Below are 19,626 nucleotides of genomic sequence, written 5' to 3'. Positions count from 1 at the left end.
AAGTCCGTCATCATCGGAGGTTTTCGTGCCGACTTACAGCTACGCGTGCACCCAGTGCGACGACCGCTTCGACGTCGTGCAGGCCTTCACCGACGACGCGCTGACCACGTGCGAGAAGTGCTCGGGTCGGCTGCGCAAGTTGTTCAATTCCGTCGGCGTCGTGTTCAAGGGCAGCGGGTTTTACCGCACCGACAGCCGCGAGGACCGCAAGAAGTCGAATGGCTCGTCCAACGGCTCCAGCGAGGCGGCGCCGAGTTCGGGCTCGAGCGAGAAGAGCGGGTCCGACAAGAGCACGTCGAGCGAGAAGTCGTCCAGCAGCGCCACGCCGGCCACCGCGGGCGCCTCGACCTAACCGGTTATCCACAGCGCCATCATCTTCCGGCACCGCCGGCGCTCGCCCACGCCTACCGTTGCCGCGTGGGCGAATCATCGCTGAACCCAAGCATGTTCAGGCGCCTGTCGGAGTCGTTGCGCCCCGACTGGACGCGCACCGTGTTGGCTCGGCGGGTGGCCGCGGGCGGGCTCGTCGTGCTGGCCGGCGTCGCGGCGCTGCGATCCAATCCCGACGGCGATTACGCCGAGGTGGTGGTGGCGGCGCGCGACCTGGCTCCGGGCGCCGCATTGACCACCGATGACGTTCAGCTCGAAAAGCGTTTGGCCACAACGGTTCCCGACGGATCGAAGGCGGACCTCGCCGCGGTGATCGGTTCGACGCTGGCCGGCCCAGCCCGACGCGGTGAGGTGCTCACCGATGTCCGGCTGCTCGGCAGCCGGCTGGCCGAGGTGACGGCCGGACCCGGCGCCCGCATCGTGCCGCTGCACCTGGCCGACGGCGCCCTGCTCGACCTGGTTCGGGTCGGCGACGTCGTGGACGTGCTGGCCGCCCCGGCCACCGACTCGCCCGCGGCCGGTCCGCCGCCCAGCAGGGTGGTGGCCACCGACGCCGTCGTCGTCCTCGTGTCGGCCAAGCAGAAGGCCCAGGCCGGCGACGCCGACCGCGTAATGTTGGTTGCGCTGCCGGCTCGCGTGGCGAACACGGTGGCAGGCTCGACGCTGGGGCAGACCGTGACGCTCACCCTGCATTGAGTATCTGGCCGCTGTTCGGCGCGTGACCGATGGCCAACTCGGTCCCGACCAGAAAGGGCGTCCTCATGCTCAAGGGGTTCAAGGAGTTTCTCTCGCGGGGCAATATCGTCGACCTGGCCGTCGCGGTCGTCATCGGTACTGCCTTCACTGGATTGGTCACCAAGTTCACCGACAGCATCATCACCCCGCTGATCAATCGGGTCGGGGTCAATCAGCAGTCCAACGTCGGCGCCCTCAAGATCGGCATCGGCGGCGGCCAGACGATCGACCTGAACATCCTGCTGTCCGCCGCGATCAACTTCGTCCTGATCGCGGCCGTCGTGTACTTCTTCGTCGTGCTGCCCTACAACACGCTGCTCAAGCGCGGCGAGGTCGAGCAGGCGGACGACGCGCAGGTCCTCCTGCTCACCGAGATCCGCGACCTGCTGGCGCGAACCAATGGCGACTCGTCGTCCGGTCGGCACGGGGGCTCGGCGGCCACGACACCCCCGCCGGAATACGGCCCGCGCGCGCAGGCCGAATCGCGGTGACCCGCGGTTAGATCTCGAGGCTCGACAGCTGGCCGATGATCTGGGCGGCGAGCGGATTCAGCGTCGCCATCCCGTCCCGCACCGCATACCGGGAACCGGCGAGGTTGACCACGAGTGTGCTGCCCGACACTCCGGCCAGGCCCCGGGACAACCCGGCGTCGGTGATGCCCGCGGACAGCCCCGAGGCGCGGATGGCCTCGGCGATCCCCAGGATTTCGCGGTCCAGGATCTCGCGGGTGGCCTCGGGCGTGACATCCCGTGGGGTGACGCCGGTCCCGCCGACCGAGACCACCAGGTCCACCCCGCCGATCACCGCGGTGTTCAGCGCGTTGCGGATCTCGACCTCGTCGGCCGCGACCGCCACGACGCCGTCGACGACGAACCCCGCCTCGGTGAGCAGCTCGGTGACCAGCGGCCCGCTGTGGTCCTCCTCGTCCCCGTGGGCGGTGCGGTCGTCGACCACCACGACCAGAGCCCGGCCGACTACCAACTCCGCACCCGTTTCCATGGGTGCAACCGTATATCCGATCTCCGACAACCCGGCCGCCGAGGGCTCATCCACTCTCATTACTGATCCGCCTTGCCGAGGGTGACTTGCACGGTGCGGCTGCCGCCGCCGGGATCCTGAAACGTCAGCGATACCTTGTCGCCCGGCGCCTTTGAGCGCACGGCGGCGACCAACGCGTCGGCGCTGTTGATCGGGCGGTCGTCGACCTTGGTGACGACCACACCCTTGGGCACGCCGGCCGTCGCCGCCGCGCCGTTCGCGATGACGTCGACGACCTTGGCGCCCGGGGTGCCCTTGTCGCTGGTCACCTGCACGCCCAGCGAGGCGTGTGTCGCCTTGCCGGTCGCGATCAACTCGTCGGCGATGCGCTTGGCCTGGTCGACCGGGATCGCGAAGCCGAGGCCGATCGACCCGCTCTGGGAGTCGGGCGAATCGGCGCCCAGGGTGGCGATGGCCGAGTTGACGCCGACCAGCTGGCCGCTCATGTTCACCAGCGCGCCCCCGGAGTTACCCGGGTTGATCGCGGCGTCGGTCTGAATCGCGTCCAGCACGGTGTTCTGGTTGCCCGACTCGCCGGTCGTGGAGACCGGCCGGTTCATCGCGCTGATGATGCCGGTGGTCACGGTGCCCGACAGGCCCAGCGGCGACCCGATCGCCACCACCGGCTGGCCGACCCGCAGGTCCGACGAGGAACCCATCGTGATCGGGGTGAGGTTCGACACGCCCTGTACCCGGATCACGGCGATGTCGCTGGTGGGGTCGGCGCCGACCACCGAGAACGGCGCGGTGCGGCCGTCGGAGAAGGTCACGGTCGTTTTCGGTGGCGGGGCGCCGGGAGGCGCACCCGGCGGTCCACCCGGACCGCCCGGCTTGACCGCGGCCGCGACCACGTGGTTGTTGGTCAGGATCAGCCCGTCGGCCGACAGTATGACGCCGGAGCCCTCCTCGGACTGGCGGCCCATGTCGGTCTCCAACATGACGACGCTGGGCACCACCTTGGCGGCGACCTGTTCGACGGTGCCCGGCGGCATGTTCGCGGCCGGAACGCTGGGCGCCGCGCCCGGGATGATGCCGCGGCCGTTGCCGGCGGTGGAGTGCGTGCCGAGCTCGACGGCCGTCGCCGCGGCGCCGCCGATGCCGGCCGAGACCACCGCGATCGCCAACGCGCCCGCGGTCAAAAGGCCTGCGCGCGAACGCTTCTGGGGAACCGGCGCGGGCCCCGGAGGCATGTGCGGCAGCATGTGTATCGGTCCCGTACCCGTGCCGGGCGGAATGTGACCCGCCGCGGTGCCGCCGGGTATCGGGCCCGGTCCGGTGCCCCCGGTCAGCGGAACCGGCCCGGTGCCGCCGGGGATCCGGCCCGGCCCGGTGCCGGTGAACGGCTCGTAGGGCCGCCGGTACTGCGCGGTCGGCTGCGACGACGGCTGGGCAGGCTGGGGCGGCTGATAGCGCCAGTCGAACTGCTGGTTGTACGGCTGCTGCCCCTGGGCATAGGCGGGCGGCACAGGCTGATTAGGCCCCGTACGGTATCCCGGCTGCTGCGGCGGTGGCGAATACCTCGGGTCATTCGTCATGTCGCTACGTCGCTCTTCCTCTATCTCGGCGTTATCGGCGTTCGGGCTCGTCGGCTCGACGTGGCTAGATTCCAACCCTAGCCGCAGACCTACCTTGCCCGCGCGGACTGAGAGTCCACTGAGATAACGTTCGCCGAATCCCGAGAGTTCTCCGCGCTGCGCGCGACCACGACCGGTCCTGTCTCGGCTTCGGCAGTAAGAAGCTTAGTGTCGGCCTCGGCCGGCGGGTATCCGGAAACCGGCGCCGGACGGCCCGGAAGCAGCACATAGATGGACGTGCCCGGCGGCTGGCCTCCCGGCACGGTGTCCTCGACGCGCAGCAACCCCCCGTGGCTCTGCACCACCTTTTTGACGATCGCCAGCCCCAGCCCCGAGCCCGGCATCGCCCGCGCCGTCGTCGACCGGTAGAAGCGCTCGAACACCAGGCGGCGCTCGTGCACCGGGATGCCCGGGCCCTCGTCGGAAACCACCAGCTCGGCGTGCGTCGGGTCGAGTTGCCGCAGCCTGATGCCGACGCGCCCGCCGGAGGGGCTCCACTTGGCCGCGTTGTCCATCAGGTTGAGCACCGCGCGCGAGAGCCCCGCCGCATCGCCGTACACCTGCCAGCCAATCGCCTCGACGTCGAAGTGAATGTCGTTGCGCCGCCGCCTGACTCGCTCGAGGCTGCGATCGATCACCTCGGACATGTCGACGGTCTCGTGCACGATCTGACTGGCGTCGTCGCGGGTGAGGTCGACCAAATCACCCACCAGGGTGGACAGTTCCTCGATCTGCGCGAGCACGTCCGCGCGCAGGCCGACCATCTCCTGCTCGGGCAGCCGCGGCGCCCCCGGTTCCATCGAGGCCATCAGCAGTTCGACGTTGGTGCGCAGCGAGGTCAGCGGCGTGCGCAATTCATGTCCGGCGTCGGTGACCAGCCGCGCCTGCCGCTCCCGCGATTCGGCCAGCGCCCGCAGCATCAGGTTGAAAGCCTCTGTGAGCCTTGCCAATTCGTCGCTGCCGAACACCGGGATGGGCCGCAGGTCGTCGGTGCGGGCCACCCGCTCGGCGGCTTCGGTCAGCCGGCCCACCGGACGCAGCCCCGCCCGGGTGACCATGCCCCCGGCCACCGCCGCGACCGCGGCGCCGACGCCGCCGACCATCAGCAGCACCCAGCGCAGCTTGGTCATGACTGCCTCGGTGGGCTTGAGGCTCTTGGAGATCAGCAGTGAACTGCCGTTGGGCAGGTGGATGGCCAGAATTCGCTGGTCCGAGGCGGTGCGACGGGACATGAACAGCTCGCCGTTGATCACCGCCTTCTCGGCGGTTCCGACGGGCAGGATCTGGCCCGGCTGATTGGCCGTGTAGATCGAGCGGCCCGGGTTCACCAGCATGGCGTTGACGTCCGAATACGCGGTGCCCTCGATGGCCTTGCCCGGGTCGGCGGCCAGCGAACCGCTGGCGATCAACAGCTGTGCGCGGCTCTGCAATTGGTTGTCGATGTCGTTGTAGAGCGCGGCCGACACCACCGCGTACACGGCGAACGACATCAGCACCACGACCATCGCGACCATCGACATCGCCAGCAGCATCACCCGCCACCGCAGCGACAACGAGCTGGTGGGCCGCAGCGGTGCGCGCCGGCGCCGACGGAGCCGGATCATCGTTGGCGCTGGCTCATCACGGTGGCGTCTCCCGAAGGACGTATCCCACCCCTCGGACGGTGTGGATCAGGCGCGGCTCACCGTCGGCCTCGGTTTTGCGGCGCAGGTAGCCGACATACACCTCCAACGCGTTGCCCGAGGTGGGAAAGTCGAATCCCCAGACCTCCTCGAGGATGCGGCTGCGGGTGAGCACCCGGCGCGGGTTGGCGATCAACATTTCCAGCAACGCAAACTCGGTGCGGGTCAGGCTGATGCAGCGCTGCCCGCGGGTAACCTCGCGGGTCACCGGGTCCAGGCTCAGGTCGGAGAACGTCATGGCCACCGACTCGGCGGCATCGTCGGGCTTGGTGCGCCGCAGCAGCGCCCGCATCCGGGCCAGCAGCTCTTCGAGCGCGAACGGCTTCGGCAGGTAATCGTCGGCGCCGGCGTCCAGGCCCGCGACCCGCTCGGAAACCGAATCGCGGGCGGTGAGCACCAGGATCGGCAGGTCGTCGCCCGTGCTGCGGAGCTGACGGCACACCTCGAGGCCGTCCAGCCGCGGCATCATCACATCCAGGACGAGGGCGTCGGGCCGATCGCTGGCGATCATGTCGAGAGCCTCGACCCCGTCGTGGGCGAGCTCTACCGAATAGCCATTAAACGAAAGCGACCTGCGCAGCGACTCGCGCACCGCGCGATCGTCGTCGACGACAAGTATGCGCACGGCCACTAGTTTCGTCCTAGCGCCTGAGAGCGGGCTGAGAGGCGCGCCGGGTATTTGCCGAGATTAGCGCTTGTCGAGATCGATGAGACCGAGGCGGGCCGCCTTGAGCAGCCGGCGGGGCACCTTGTGCTTCTGGCCTGCGACGTTCACGCCGACGAGTTCGGTCTTCGTGGCCTTCCACTGCGAGCGCCGGCTTCGGGTATTCGCGCGCGACATCCTGCGCTTGGGTGTGGCCATGGTCGGGCCTAACTCCTCGTTCGGGCTTGATGGGGCATTGTCGCGGGGCGTGGCCGGTGGGGCCGAACGTGCGACGATTGCCTATCAGGATAGTCGGTGGCCTGCTGGTCGCCAAAACGGCGCCCGCCGCACGGTCGGCCCGCCGCGACACTTAAGCCAGTGCGTCCGCGCCGGCGTGTCGTGTGCGTCAGGTAAGTGTCGCGGCAGGAGGGGCGGGCGGGCACCTTGACGCGGCACCGGCGGTACCCGCTAACCTACCGGTTGGTTGGTTGGTTCGCGGTCACCGGTATGCCCACGAATGGAGGACGCGCATGGCCTCTGGTTCCGGTGGTTCCGGCGCTGTCCGCATCGCGAACTGTTCGGGCTTCTACGGCGACCGGCTTTCGGCCATGCGCGAGATGCTCACCGGCGGGGAGGTGGACTACCTCACCGGCGACTACCTGGCCGAACTGACCATGCTGATCCTGGGCCGCGACCGGATGAAGCACCCGGAGCGCGGCTACGCCAAGACCTTCCTGACCCAGCTCGAGGACTGCCTGGGCGAGGCCCACGACCGCGGGGTGCGCATCGTCGCCAACGCCGGCGGCCTCAACCCCGCCGGGCTGGCCGACGCGATCCGCGCGCTCGCCGAGCGGCTGGGCGTCCCGGCCCGCATCGCGCACGTGGAGGGCGACGACCTGTTGGCCCGGGCGGCGGAGCTGGGGCTGGGCGCGCCGCTGACCGCCAACGCCTACCTCGGCGCGTGGGGGATCGTCGACTGCCTGAACGACGGCGCCGACGTCGTCGTCACCGGACGCGTCACCGACGCCTCGGTCATCGTCGGGGCGGCGGCGGCGCACTTCGGGTGGCGCCCCACCGACTACGACCGACTCGCGGGCGCGGTGGTCGCCGGCCACGTCATCGAATGCGGCGTCCAGGCCACCGGCGGCAACTACTCCTTCTTCACCGAGATCGCCGACCTGACCCACGCCGGCTTCCCGCTCGCCGAGGTGCACACCGACGGCTCCTCGGTCATCACCAAGCATCCCGGCACCGGCGGCCTGGTCAGCGTCGACACCGTCACCGCACAGTTGCTTTACGAGATCACCGGCGCCCGCTACGCCAACCCCGATGTCACCGCCCGGATGGACACCGTCGAGCTGACCGCGGACGGCCCGGACCGGGTGCGGATAAGCGGCGTGCGCGGCGAGCCGCCGCCGCCCACGCTGAAGGTCTCGCTGAACAGCATCGGCGGGTTCCGCAACGCCATGACGTTCGTGCTGACCGGCCTGGACATCGAGGCCAAGGCCGAGCTGATGCGCCGGCAGCTCGAGGCCGCATTGACGGTCAAGCCCGCGGAACTCCAGTGGACCCTCGCCCGCACCGACCAACCCGACGCCGACACCGAGGAGGCCGCCAGCGCCCTGCTGCACTGCGTGGTCCGCGACCCCGACCCCGCCAACGTGGGGCGCCAGTTCTCCTCCGCCGCAGTGGAACTTGCCCTGGCCAGCTACCCCGGCTTTCACGTGACGGCCCCGCCGGGCGACGGTCAGGTGTACGGCGTGTTCACGCCGGGCTACGTCGACGCCAAGGAGGTCGGCCACATCGCGGTGCACGCCGACGGCACCCGCGTCGACATTCCTTGCGCCACAGATACTTTGGAGCTGGCACCCGCCGATCCCCCGTCGTTGCCGGAGCCGCTGCCGGCCGGCCCGGTCCGCCGGGCGCCGCTGGGCCGCATCGCGGGGGCCCGCAGCGGCGACAAGGGCGGCTCGGCCAACGTCGGCGTCTGGGTGCGCACCGACGACCAATGGCGTTGGCTGGCCAACACCCTGACCGTCGAGAAGCTCAAGGAGCTGCTGCCCGAGGCGGCCGACTTCGACGTCACCCGACACGTGCTGCCGAACCTGCGCGCGGTGAACTTCGTCATCGACGGCATCCTCGGCCAGGGTGTCGCCTACAACGCGCGATTCGATCCGCAGGCCAAGGGGCTGGGCGAATGGCTGCGCGGCCGCTACCTCGACATCCCGGAGCGCCTGCTATGAGTATCTGGACCACCCCCGAGCGCGAACAGCTGCGAAAGACGGTGCGCTCCTTCACCGAACGCGAGATCCTGCCGCACGCCGACGAGTGGGAGCGCACCGGCGAGCTGCCGCGTGACCTGCACCGCCGGGCCGGGGCGGCCGGGCTGCTGGGCGCGAGCTTTCCCGAATCGGTCGGCGGCGGTGGCGGCGACGGCGCCGACGCGGTGGTCATCTGCGAGGAAGTGCACCAGGCCGGTGCCCCCGGCGGCGTCTTCGCGTCGCTGTTCACCTCGGGCATCGCGGTGCCGCACATGATCGCGTCGGGTGATCGGCGCCAGATCGACGAGTTCGTCCGGCCCACGTTGGCCGGCGAGAAGATCGGTTCGCTGGCCATCACCGAGCCCGGCGGCGGTTCGGACGTCGGACACCTGCGGACCAGCGCCGTGCGCGACGGTGACCATTACGTCGTCAACGGGGCGAAGACCTACATCACCTCCGGGGTTCGCGCCGACTACGTCGTGACCGCGGTGCGCACCGGAGGCCCTGGCGCCGCGGGGGTTTCGCTGCTGGTGGTGGAGAAGGGAACGCCCGGCTTCGAGGTGACTCGCAAGCTGGACAAGATGGGCTGGCGGTCCTCCGACACCGCCGAGCTGTCGTATACCGACGTGCGGGTGCCGGCGGCCAACCTGGTCGGCGCCCCGAACAGCGGATTCGCCCAGATCGCCCAGGCGTTCGTGTCCGAGCGGATCGGCCTTGCCGCGCAGGCCTATTCGAGCGCGCAGCGGTGCCTGGACATCACGGTGGCCTGGTGCCGCGACCGCGAGACGTTCGGCCGGCCGCTGATCTCGCGGCAGTCGGTGCAGAACACGCTGGCCGAGATGGCGCGCCGCATCGACGTCGCGCGGGTGTATGCGCGCAACGTGGTCGAGCGCCAGCTCGCCGGTGAGACCAACCTGATCGCGCCGGTGTGCTTCGCCAAGAACACCGCCGTCGAGGCTGGCGAATGGGTCGCCAACCAGGCCGTGCAGCTGTTCGGCGGCATGGGCTACATGGCCGAATCCGAAGTCGAGCGCCAATACCGGGACATGCGGATCCTGGGCATCGGCGGCGGAACCACCGAAATCCTGACCGCGCTTGCCGCCAAGACACTGGGGTACCAATCGTGACGGTGCTGACCTCCACCCTCGATCCCGCGTCGGCCGCCTACCTCGACGCCGCGTCGACGGCCACGTCACGACTCGAGGAGATCGACGCCGAGCTGGCCAAGGCGCTGGCCGGCGGCGGCCCCAAGTACGTCGAGCGTCACCACGCCCGCGGCAAGCTGACCGCCCGGGAGCGCATCGAGCTGCTCGTCGACCCGGACTCCCCGTTCCTGGAGCTCAGCCCGCTGGCCGCGTACGGCAGTGCCTTCCAGATCGGCGCCAGCACGGTCACCGGCATCGGCGTGGTGTCGGGTGTGGAATGCCTGATCGTCGCCAACGATCCGACGGTCAAGGGCGGCACCAGCAACCCGTGGACGCTGCGAAAGATTCTGCGCGCCAACCAGATCGCCTTCCAGAACCGGCTGCCGGTGATTTCGCTGGTGGAGTCCGGCGGGGCGGACCTGCCCACCCAGAAAGAGATCTTCATCCCCGGCGGGCAGATGTTCAGGGACCTGACCCGGCTCTCGGCGGCCGGGATCCCGACCATCGCGCTGGTGTTCGGCAACTCCACCGCGGGCGGGGCCTACATCCCCGGCATGTCCGACCACGTGGTGATGATCAAGGAACGCTCGAAGGTGTTCCTCGCCGGTCCCCCGCTGGTCAAGATGGCCACCGGGGAAGAGTCCGACGACGAGTCGCTCGGCGGCGCCGAAATGCACGCCCGCACTTCGGGGTTGGCGGACTACTTCGCCGTCGACGAGCTGGACGCGATCCGGATCGGGCGACGCATCGTGTCGCGGCTGAACTGGGTCAAGCAGGGGCCCGAGCCCGGGCCGATCACCGAGCCACTCTTCGACGCCGAGGAACTGATCGGCGTCGTGCCCGCCGATCTGCGGATCCCATTCGACCCGCGCGAGGTGATCGCCCGCATCGTCGACGGTTCGGAGTTCGACGAGTTCAAGCCGATGTACGGGTCGTCGCTGGTGACCGGCTGGGCCCGGCTGCACGGCTACCCGCTCGGGATCTTGGCCAACGCGCGCGGGGTGCTGTTCAGCGAGGAGTCCCAGAAGGCCACCCAGTTCATCCAGCTGGCCAACCGCTCGGACACGCCATTGTTGTTCCTGCACAACACCACCGGCTACATGGTGGGCAAGGACTACGAAGAGGGTGGGATGATCAAGCACGGCTCGATGATGATCAACGCCGTGTCCAACTCAACCGTGCCGCACATCTCGCTGATCATCGGGGCGTCGTACGGCGCGGGCCACTACGGCATGTGCGGCCGCGCGTACGACCCTCGATTCCTGTTCGCCTGGCCCAGCGCCAAATCCGCGGTGATGGGCGGCGCCCAACTCGCCGGCGTCCTGTCGATCGTGGCCCGGGCCGCCGCCGAAGCCCGCGGGCAGCAGGTCGACGAGGAAGCCGACGCCGCGATGCGGGCCGCCGTCGAGGGGCAAATCGAAGCTGAGTCGCTGCCGCTGGTGCTGTCCGGCATGCTCTACGACGACGGCGTGATCGACCCCCGCGACACCCGCACCGTGCTGGGAATGTGTTTGTCCGCCATCGCCAATGGCCCGATCAAGGGGACGTCGAACTTTGGCGTCTTCCGGATGTGAGCCCCATGGTCACTCGAGTGCTGGTCGCCAACCGGGGCGAGATCGCCCGACGGGTGTTCGCCACCTGCCGCCGGCTGGGTCTGGGCACCGTCGCCGTCTACACCGAGCCCGACGCCGCCTCGCCGCACGTCGCCGAGGCCGACGCCCGGGTGCGGCTGCCCAACACCAACGACTACCTGAACGCCGAGGCGATCGTCGCCGCGGCCCGCGCCGCCGGCGCCGACGCGGTCCACCCCGGCTACGGATTCCTCTCGGAGAACGCCGAATTCGCCGCCGCAGTGCAGGGCGCGGGCCTGACGTGGGTCGGTCCGCCGGTGGACGCGGTCCGCGCGATGGGCTCCAAGATCGAGTCCAAGAAGCTGATGGCCGCCGCTGGCGTTCCGGTGCTCGAGGAGCTGGACCCCGACACGGTCACCGACGCTCAGCTGCCGGTGCTGGTCAAGGCGTCGGCGGGCGGCGGCGGACGCGGCATGCGGGTGGTGCGCGAATTGTCCGCGCTGGCAGGGGAAGTCGCGGCGGCCCGGCGCGAGGCGCAGTCGGCGTTCGGCGACCCGACCGTGTTCTGCGAGCGCTACCTGCCGACCGGCCACCACGTCGAGGTCCAGGTCCTCGCCGACACCCACGGCACCGTGTGGGCGGTCGGGGAACGGGAATGCTCGATTCAGCGCCGCCACCAGAAGATCATCGAGGAGGCCCCCTCGCCGTTGGTGGAGCGCACCCCGGGCATGCGCGCCAAGCTGTTCGACGCGGCCCGGCTTGCCGCCGGCGCGATCGGCTACACCGGCGCCGGGACGGTCGAGTTCCTCGCCGATGATGACGGCGAGTTCTACTTCCTCGAGATGAACACCCGGCTGCAGGTCGAGCACCCGGTCACCGAGGAGACCACCGGGTGCGACCTGGTCGAGCTGCAGCTGGACGTCGCCGCCGGGGGTCGGCTGCCCGCCGAACCCCCTGCGGCCCAGGGGCATTCGATCGAGGCCCGGCTCTACGCCGAGGACCCCGCGCACGGCTGGCAGCCGCAGGCCGGACCGGTGCACGCGATCGACGTGCCGGGCGTCCGGGCCGAGTTCGGCTCGCTGGGGCAACGGACCGGGATCCGGCTGGACTCGGGGATCGTCGACGGGTCGGTGGTGTCGATCCACTACGACCCGATGCTCGCCAAGGTCATCTCCTACGCCCCGACGCGGCGTCAGTCCGCGCTGCTGCTCGCCGACGCGCTGGCCCGGGCCCGCCTGCACGGCGTGCGCACCAACCGAGAACTGCTGGTGAACGTCCTGCGCCACCCGGCGTTCCTCGACGGCGCCACCGACACCGCATTTTTCGACACGCACGGCCTGGCGGAACTGTCCGCGCCGCTGGCCGGCGGCGCGGTCATCCGGTTGTCCGCCGTCGCCGCCGCCCTCGCCGACGCCGCGCACAACCGCGCCACCGCTGGGATCCTCGGCTCGCTGCCCAGCGGCTGGCGCAACCTGGCTTCCGGTTACCAGGTCAAGACCTACCGCGACGACGGCGACGCCGAGCACCACGTCCAATACCGGTTCACCAGAACCGGATTGACGCTGCCCGACCACCCGACCGTTCGGCTGATTTCCGCCGCGGCGGATCGGGTGATCCTCGCCGACGACGGGGTGGAGCTCACCTTCGCGGTGCGGCGGTACGGGGACGAGGTGTACGTCGACTCGGCACGCGGGCCCGTCCGCCTGGTCGCGTTGCCGCGCTTCCCGGAGCCGGGCTCGGCCGTCGAAAAGGGTTCCCTGGTGGCGCCCATGCCCGGCAACGTCATCCGGGTAGGCGCCGCCGTCGGCGACACCGTCGCAGCCGGCCAACCACTGATCTGGCTGGAGGCGATGAAGATGGAGCACACCATCACCGCGCCGTCGGACGGCGTGCTGGCCGAGCTCCACGTCGAAACCGGTCAGCAAGTCGAAGTGGGCGCCGTCCTGGCAAGAGTGGAAGCGCCCGAAGCAGAAGGAGATTCACCGTGACCGACAGCAGCTTCATTGAAAACGAGGAACGCCGGGCGCTGCGCAAGGCGGTGTCCGAGTGGGCGTCCAACTACGGCGCCGAGTACTACCTGGAGAAGGCCCGCGCGCACGAGCACACCAGCGAATTGTGGGCCGAGGCAGGCAAGTTGGGCTTCCTGGGGGTGAACCTGCCCGAGGAGTACGGCGGGGGCGGCGCCGGAATGTACGAGCTGTCACTGGTGATGGAGGAGATGGCCGCCGCCGGTAGCGCGCTGCTGTTGATGGTGGTGTCACCCGCCATCAACGGCACAATCATCAGCAAGTTCGGCACCGACGAGCAGAAGAAACGCTGGATCCCCGCCATCGCCGACGGCTCGCTGACGATGGCGTTCGCGATCACCGAGCCCGACGCCGGCTCCAACTCGCACAAGATCACCACGACTGCCCGCCGCGACGGCGGCGACTGGATCCTCAAGGGCCAGAAGGTCTTTATCTCCGGGATCGACCAGGCGCAGGCGGTGCTGGTGGTGGCCCGGACGGAGGAGGCCAAAACCGGCAAGCTGCGCCCGGCGCTGTTCGTTGTGCCGACCGACGCGCCAGGTTTCACCTACACCCCGATCGAGATGGAGCTGATCAGCCCCGAGCGCCAATTCCAGGTCTTCCTCGACGACGTCCGGCTGCCCGGCGATGCGCTCGTCGGAGCCCAAGACGCGGCCATCGCACAGCTTTTCGCCGGCCTGAACCCCGAACGCATCATGGGTGCGGCCAGCTCGGTGGGCATGGGCCGGTTCGCGCTCAGCAAGGCCGTCGACTACGTCAAGTCGCGACAGGTCTGGTCGACGCCGATCGGGGCGCACCAGGGCCTGTCACATCCGTTGGCGCAGTGCCACATTGAGGTCGAGCTGGCCAAGCTGATGATGCAGAAGGCGGCGACGCTCTACGACAGCGGCGACGACGCGGGCGCGGCCGAGGCCGCGAACATGGCCAAGTATGCCGCGGCCGAGGCGTCGACGCGCTCGGTCGACCAGGCGGTGCAGTCGATGGGCGGCAACGGGTTGACGAAGGAGTACGGGGTGGCGGCGATGCTCGCCTCGGCCCGGCTCGGACGGATCGCCCCGATCAGCCGCGAGATGGTGCTGAACTTCGTCGCGCAGACGTCGTTGGGCCTGCCCCGGTCGTACTGATGGACGCCGTCGTCGAATATTCGGTCGACGGACAGGTCGCCCGGCTAACGCTGAATTCGCCGCATAACCGCAACGCGCTTTCCACCGCTCTGGTCGGTCAGTTGCACCAGGGGCTGCGTGACGCCGCAGCGGATCCGGCGGTGCGCCTCGTGGTGCTGGGCCACACCGGGGGCACCTTTTGCGCCGGGGCGGACCTGAGCGAGGCGGGTGGCGGCGACCCCCGTGGCGATCGCGAGGGCGGCGCAGCCGGGCGTGGGGGTACCCCCGCGGAGCTGGGGGACGGGTCGCCACCATCGGCATTCGATGCGGCCACGGCGCGGGCCCGGGAAATGACCGCGCTGCTGCGCGCCATCGTCTCCTCGCCGCTGCCGGTGGTCGGCGCCATCGACGGGCACGTCCGCGCCGGCGGCTTCGGGTTGGTCGGCGCCTGCGACATCGTGATCGCCGGCCCGCGCAGCACCTTCGCACTGACCGAGGCCCGGATCGGCGTCGCGCCGGCGATCATTTCGCTGACGCTGCTGCCGAAGCTGTCGGCGCGCGCCGCGGCGCGTTACTACCTGACCGGCGAGACGTTCGATGCGGCCGTGGCCGCCGAGATCGGACTCGTCACGATCGCGGCCGACGACGTCGACGCCGCAGTGGCGAAGGTCGTCGCCGACGTGAGCCGCGGGTCGCCGCAGGGCCTCGCCGCGTCGAAGGCGCTGACCACCGCCGCCATCCTCGACGGGTTCGACCGCGACGCCGAACGACTCACCGAGGAATCGGCGCGGCTATTCATATCCGACGAAGCCCGCGAAGGCATGCTGGCCTTCCTGCAGAAGCGCCCGCCCAGTTGGGCAAACGTCTAACGAGGCCGCGCGACCTGCGGAAGAAGGCCCCCGGCACCGGGCTCGACCTGGGAAGAACGTTGCAGTTTAGCCAACCCCCTTGCAGCAAATCTTCTACGTCGTACGCTCGTGGATGATGAGCAACTCAGCGCAGCGTGATGCCGGCGAGACGCAGGCCGCGCGTGACGTACCGTCCCGCGCGGCCGACACGGACCGGATCCAGGTCGCGCAGTTGCTCGCGTATGCGGCCGAGCAAGGCCGCCTGCAGATGAAGGACTACGAAGACCGACTGACGAAGGCGTACGCGGCGACGACGTACGAGGAACTCGACGAGCTCAGGGCCGACCTGCCGGGCACGATGCTCAGCCCGCGCCGGGGCGGCAAGCCCAATCCCGCGCCGTCGACGCTACTGCTCGCACTGATGAGCAATTTCGAGCGGCGCGGCCGGTGGAACGTGCCGAAGAAGCTCACCACGTTCACGTTTTGGGGCACCGGGGTGGTGGACCTGCGTTACGCCGACTTCACCTCCACCGAGGTCGACATCCACGCGATCTCGATCATGGGCGCGCAGAACATCTTGCTGCCGCCCGAGGTCAACGTCGAGATCCACGGCCGCGCCGTGATGGGCGGCTTCGACCACACGGTGCTGGGCCAGGGCACGCCCGGCGCGCCCAAGGTGAACATCCGCGGCTTCTCGCTCTGGGGCGGGGTGGGCATCAAGCGCAAGGCTCGCCGGCCTCGTTAGACGCGTTGCGCCCCAACCGCTCTGAGCGTCGCTAGCCCGGAATGTAGTCGAACGTATCGGGATTGGGTCCCCGCCTGCCCGGCTCCCCCTTGTCCAGCGCAGAGATCGCCTCCATGTCGGAGCCGTCCAGATCGAAGTCGAACAGCTCGAAGTTCTCCCTGATCCGTTCCGGCGTCACCGATTTCGGGAAGACGATGTCGCCGCGCTGAATGTGCCAGCGCAGCACCACCTGCGCCGGTGTCTTGCCGCGCGCGTCGGCGATGCGGTTGATCACAGGGTCGCCGAGCACCTTGCCCTGGGCGATCGGCGACCACGCCTCGATGACGATGCCGTGCTCGCGCCCGTAGGTGCGGACCTGCTCGTTGGTGAAGTACGGATGGACCTCGATCTGATTGACCGAAGGCACGGTGTCGGTTTCGCCGGCGAGGCGCTCCAGATGGGCGACTTGGAAGTTCGAGACGCCGATGCTGCGGGCGCGTCCGTCTTTCGCGAACTCCTCGAGGACTTTCCAGGTGGAGACGAAGTCGCCCTCGTAGAGGGTGGGCAGCGGCCAGTGGATGAGGAACAGGTCGACGTAGTCGGAGTCCAGGGCCTTCAGGGTTTTGTCGAATGCGCGGCGCGCATCGTCGGGCTTGTGGAAGCCGTTGTTGAGCTTGCTGGTGACGAAAACGTCGGCGCGGTCCAGGCCGGCGTCGCGGATGCCTTGGCCGACTTCCCTTTCGTTCCCGTACATTTCCGCGGTGTCGATGTGCCGGTAGCCGATGTCGAGGGCGCGCTTGACGGCCGCCGCCGTTTCGTCCGGCTTGATCTGGAACACGCCGAAACCAAGCTGCGGGATGAGCACACCGTCGTTGAGTTTGATCGTTGGAACGTTATTCATGCGTCTCCCTTTCGTCCTTGTGCATATACCCGGGTGCATATACCCGGCCGTGGAGGCACTTATTCCCGCGGCGCCCGCAGGCGCCCCGCGGTCACCGACGACGCCGCGAGCGCAGGTAGTCGCCCACCACGGCGGCGCCCAGGCCGTCGACGTCGGGCACCACGACGCGGCCCTCGCCGCGCCGCGCGACCTGGTCGATGAACCGTGCCAACCCCGGGTCGTCGCCCAGCCGGAAGATCGTCACCTGCGCGCCGAGCCTTGCCATGTCGTCGAATCCGCGCACGGTGTGGGCGATGGTCCGCGGATGCGGCGGGTAGTCGAAAAACACCGCCGAACCGTCGCCGTTGAAATCCTCCAGATGGGCCGTCGGCTCACCGTCGGTCACCACCAGCACGACGGGCTGCGCGTTCGGGTGCCGGCGCAGGTGGCGACCCGCCAACGCCAGCGCGTGATGCAGGTTGGTGCCCTGCTCGTAGACGCCCTCCAGGCCGGTCAACTCGGCGGCCGTCACCGTGCGCGCGTAGCGGCCAAAGGCGATGATCTGCAAGGCATCCGAGCGAAAGCGTGTGCACACCAGGTGGTTGAGCGCGAGCGCCGTCTGCTTCATCGGCAGCCAGCGATTCTCCATCACCATCGAAAACGACGTGTCGACCAACAGCGCCACGGCGGCCTGCGTGCGCGTCTCGGTCTCGGACACCTCGACGTCGTCGACCGTGATCCGCAGCGAAGGGCCGTCCGGCCCCTGCACAGTCGCGGTTCCCGCCCGCCGCAGCACCGCGTTCGTCAGCGTGCGGGGGATGTTCCACGGCTCGGTGTCACCGAACTGCCAGGGCCGCGTCGCACCGGTCAACTCGCCCGCGGCGCCCGCGCGCCGATGGTCGCGCTCGCCGTGGCGACCCGAAAGCTGTTGCGCCACATCGCGCAGCGCCGTCTCCCCGAGCCGCCGCATCGCCTTGGGCGAGAGTCGCCACTGGCCGTCGGAGCCACGATCCAGGAAGCCCTGGTTGACCAGGGCGCGTTCCAATTCGGCGAGCGTGCGCGCATCGATGGCCGCCTCGTCGCCGAGCTGGCGGGCCAGCGCGTCCAAGTCGACGTCGTCCATGGTGGCGCCCGGGTAGCTTTGCGACAGCTGCTCGGCCAGCTGCTCCAGCTCGGCGATGTCCGAGATCGCCTGCGTGCCTTCGCCCATGCCGAACGGATTGTCACCGGAGAACTGCTCGGAGCCGGTCCAGTCCTCGCCGGGCCGCGCCGCCTGCAGATGGGAATCGAGCCTTCCCAACGCCTCCATCAGCGCCGGTGAGCCAAATGCCTGCTGCGCCAACGCGTCCAGCTCAGCGCGCTGGTCGGGGCTCAGGCTGTTGCGGAAGCGTTGCGCCGCCGCGGCGCGCTTGGCCAGCGAGTCCAGCAGCTCGTCGACGTTGCGCGGGTTCTCCGGGAAGAACTCGCCGTGCTTGTCCATGAAGTCTTCGAAGTCCTGCTGGGTGTCCTGGCCTTTGGCGTGCTTGTCCAGCAGCTCGTTCAGGTCGTCCAGCATCTCGGTGACGCGCTGGCGATCCTCGTCGGTGGCGCCCTCCAGGGCCTGCTTCATCCCGGCGAAGCGCTGGTCCAGCATCTCGCGGCCGAGCAAATCCTTGATCTGCTCGTACTTTTGGCGGGCCTCGCCGCTGCGCCAGTCGTAGTCCGAAAGCTCCTGCACCGCCTTGGCGGGCGACGCCGGAAGCGCGTCGAGCTGCAGCTCGCCGAAGCGGGCGTCGTCGTCGAGTGCGCGGGCCAGCTCCTTGCGTTCGGCCAGCACGGCCTCGTCGAGCAGCTTCTTGATCTCCTGCAGGGTGCCGTCCAAGTTGTTGCGGCGCAACAAATCCCGTCGGCGCTTGTTCGCCTCGGCCGCCAGTCGATCGGCGCCGGGAAGGTTCTTGGTGCCGCGGCGCAACAACTCCGAGAGGGCGCGCCGCGGCGAGGTGCCGGCCATCACGTCCTGGCCTATCTGTTCGAGGGCCTCGCGCAGATCCACCGGCGGCGCCAGCGGGTCGGGGCCGCCGGTGTACGCGGAGTATCGGGACGAATGCCCTCTAGCCATAGACGGTTTGGCCCTCCCCGGACACCTTGTCGATCCGCTTGGCCAGATACAACGCCTCGAGCGCCAATTCCAATGCCGCCGCGCGCTCGCCCTCGGATTCGGCGCCCAGCTTGGCCGCGATCTTGTCCACGACCGGCAGGTTCGGCACCGCGGCCAACACGTCCTTGGCCGACACCCGCTCGCCCGTCGTGACCGCCGAGCCGCCCTCGACCGCGGCCACCAGCGCGCCGACGTCGATGCCGCCCAGCACTCGGGCCGCGGTGTCGGCGGTCGCCCGGCGCAACAGGTGCTCCAGCACGGCCTGTTCGCGGCCCTCCTCGCCGGACTCGAATTCCAGCTTGCCGCGCAGAACGTCGATGACCGTGCCCAGGTCGACCACCCGGGCCACCGGGTCGGTCTCCCCCAGGACCGCGCCGCGGTGCCGGGCGGCGGCCGCAACGGTCTCGGCCGCCGCGATCGCGAACCGCGCCGACACCCCGGATCGCTGGTCGATCGAGTTGGACTCGCGCAGGTATCGGGCGAACCGCGCCATCACCTGCATCAGATAGTCGGGCACCTGCGCGGACAAGTGCGCCTCCTGGACGATCACCCCCACCTCGGCCTCGAGCTCCAGCGGGTAGTGGGTGCGGATCTCGGCGCCGAACCGGTCCTTGAGCGGGGTGATGATGCGGCCCCGGTTGGTGTAGTCCTCCGGGTTGGCGCTGGCGACCACCAGCACGTCCAGCGGCAGGCGCAGCGTGTAGCCGCGGACCTGGATGTCGCGCTCCTCCATGACGTTGAGCATCGACACCTGAATGCGCTCAGCCAGGTCGGGCAGCTCGTTGACCGCGACGATGCCGCGGTGCGCGCGCGGGATCAGCCCGTAGGCGATGGTCTCCGGGTCACCGAGGCTGCGGCCCTCGGCGAC

Annotated in this window: 18 protein-coding genes; 10 read left to right on the top strand and 8 right to left on the bottom strand. The window is 69.5% G+C overall.

The genetic code is table 11. The features are described from left to right. The first annotated feature begins 25 nt into the window (after positions 1 to 25). The 3 genes from A9X00_RS08635 to mscL all read left to right on the top strand — a co-directional run bounded on the left by A9X00_RS08635 (position 26) and on the right by mscL (position 1,616). Positions 26 to 352, top strand: coding sequence for an FmdB family zinc ribbon protein (locus A9X00_RS08635; protein WP_067151950.1), 327 nt, complete (start codon positions 26 to 28; stop codon positions 350 to 352). A 65-nt stretch (positions 353 to 417) separates the two neighbouring features. After that, positions 418 to 1,086, top strand: a complete 669-nt coding sequence (locus tag A9X00_RS08630) for an SAF domain-containing protein (RefSeq protein WP_067151947.1) — start codon at positions 418 to 420, stop codon at positions 1,084 to 1,086. 65 nt (positions 1,087 to 1,151) lie between these two features. Then, positions 1,152 to 1,616, top strand: coding sequence for a large-conductance mechanosensitive channel protein MscL (gene mscL / locus A9X00_RS08625; RefSeq protein WP_067151997.1), 465 nt, complete (start codon positions 1,152 to 1,154; stop codon positions 1,614 to 1,616). Positions 1,617 to 1,623: 7 nt separating this feature from the next. Here the strand turns inward: mscL and A9X00_RS08620 are convergent, their stop codons facing one another. The 5 genes from A9X00_RS08620 to rpmF form a co-directional block, all read right to left on the bottom strand. Then, positions 1,624 to 2,184, bottom strand: coding sequence for a molybdenum cofactor biosynthesis protein B (locus tag A9X00_RS08620; protein WP_067151943.1), 561 nt, complete (start codon positions 2,182 to 2,184; stop codon positions 1,624 to 1,626). After that, positions 2,184 to 3,698 carry a S1C family serine protease gene (locus A9X00_RS08615; protein ID WP_067151940.1) on the bottom strand — a complete coding sequence of 505 codons (1,515 nt, stop codon included), beginning with the start codon at positions 3,696 to 3,698 and terminating at the stop codon, positions 2,184 to 2,186. The genes A9X00_RS08620 and A9X00_RS08615 overlap by 1 nt, the downstream gene beginning before the upstream one ends. Positions 3,699 to 3,787: 89 nt before the next feature. After that, positions 3,788 to 5,341 carry a HAMP domain-containing sensor histidine kinase gene (locus tag A9X00_RS08610; protein ID WP_067151937.1) on the bottom strand — a complete coding sequence of 518 codons (1,554 nt, stop codon included), beginning with the start codon at positions 5,339 to 5,341 and terminating at the stop codon, positions 3,788 to 3,790. A 16-nt stretch (positions 5,342 to 5,357) separates the two neighbouring features. Then, a complete protein-coding gene (gene mprA, locus A9X00_RS08605) occupies positions 5,358 to 6,044 on the bottom strand; it encodes a two-component system response regulator MprA (protein WP_067013606.1) in 687 nt (228 codons plus the stop codon). 63 nt (positions 6,045 to 6,107) lie between these two features. Then, positions 6,108 to 6,281: a 50S ribosomal protein L32 gene (rpmF, locus tag A9X00_RS08600; protein WP_066942127.1), complete on the bottom strand. Its 174-nt coding sequence runs from the start codon at positions 6,279 to 6,281 to the stop codon at positions 6,108 to 6,110. A 311-nt stretch (positions 6,282 to 6,592) separates the two neighbouring features. Here rpmF and A9X00_RS08595 point away from each other — a divergent pair, with 311 nt between their 5' ends. From A9X00_RS08595 to A9X00_RS08565, 7 genes are all read left to right on the top strand, one after another. Beyond that, the gene (locus A9X00_RS08595) at positions 6,593 to 8,305 is read left to right on the top strand and encodes an acyclic terpene utilization AtuA family protein (protein WP_067151934.1); all 1,713 of its coding nucleotides are present in this window, start codon (positions 6,593 to 6,595) and stop codon (positions 8,303 to 8,305) included. Then, entirely contained in the window at positions 8,302 to 9,450 is a 1,149-nt protein-coding gene (locus tag A9X00_RS08590; protein ID WP_067151931.1) for an acyl-CoA dehydrogenase family protein, read from the top strand. The genes A9X00_RS08595 and A9X00_RS08590 overlap by 4 nt, the downstream gene beginning before the upstream one ends. Before the next feature lie 2 nt (positions 9,451 to 9,452). Next, entirely contained in the window at positions 9,453 to 11,042 is a 1,590-nt protein-coding gene (locus A9X00_RS08585; RefSeq protein ID WP_156772000.1) for an acyl-CoA carboxylase subunit beta, read from the top strand. A 5-nt stretch (positions 11,043 to 11,047) separates the two neighbouring features. After that, on the top strand, positions 11,048 to 13,027 hold the full coding sequence (locus A9X00_RS08580; RefSeq protein ID WP_067151918.1) for a biotin carboxylase N-terminal domain-containing protein: 1,980 nt from the start codon (positions 11,048 to 11,050) through the stop codon (positions 13,025 to 13,027). After that, the gene (locus A9X00_RS08575; protein ID WP_067151915.1) at positions 13,024 to 14,190 is read left to right on the top strand and encodes an acyl-CoA dehydrogenase family protein; all 1,167 of its coding nucleotides are present in this window, start codon (positions 13,024 to 13,026) and stop codon (positions 14,188 to 14,190) included. The genes A9X00_RS08580 and A9X00_RS08575 overlap by 4 nt, the downstream gene beginning before the upstream one ends. Continuing rightward, the gene (locus A9X00_RS08570; RefSeq protein WP_067151912.1) at positions 14,190 to 15,038 is read left to right on the top strand and encodes an enoyl-CoA hydratase family protein; all 849 of its coding nucleotides are present in this window, start codon (positions 14,190 to 14,192) and stop codon (positions 15,036 to 15,038) included. Before A9X00_RS08575 ends, A9X00_RS08570 begins: the two co-directional genes overlap by 1 nt. A gap of 115 nt (positions 15,039 to 15,153) precedes the next feature. Continuing rightward, a complete protein-coding gene (locus tag A9X00_RS08565) occupies positions 15,154 to 15,762 on the top strand; it encodes a DUF1707 domain-containing protein (protein ID WP_067151996.1) in 609 nt (202 codons plus the stop codon). Positions 15,763 to 15,793: 31 nt separating this feature from the next. On the opposite strand, the gene A9X00_RS08560 is transcribed toward A9X00_RS08565, so the two are convergent. The 3 genes from A9X00_RS08560 to A9X00_RS08550 form a co-directional block, all read right to left on the bottom strand. Next, complete coding sequence (locus A9X00_RS08560; protein ID WP_067151910.1) at positions 15,794 to 16,642, bottom strand: aldo/keto reductase; 849 nt, start codon at positions 16,640 to 16,642, stop codon at positions 15,794 to 15,796. Between the two features lie 91 nt (positions 16,643 to 16,733). Then, positions 16,734 to 18,719 carry a VWA domain-containing protein gene (locus A9X00_RS08555; protein WP_067151908.1) on the bottom strand — a complete coding sequence of 662 codons (1,986 nt, stop codon included), beginning with the start codon at positions 18,717 to 18,719 and terminating at the stop codon, positions 16,734 to 16,736. Next, positions 18,712 to 19,626 (bottom strand): sigma 54-interacting transcriptional regulator (locus A9X00_RS08550; RefSeq protein ID WP_067151905.1); only part of this gene is annotated, 915 nt, incomplete at its 5' end. The genes A9X00_RS08550 and A9X00_RS08555, both read right to left, overlap by 8 nt.

This window comes from Mycobacterium sp. 1245805.9 (assembly GCF_001672915.1).
Classification (GTDB): Bacteria; Actinomycetota; Actinomycetes; order Mycobacteriales; family Mycobacteriaceae; genus Mycobacterium.
The sequence above is the reverse complement of the archived record's forward strand: the minus strand, read 5'-3'. Positions and strand labels throughout refer to the sequence as shown.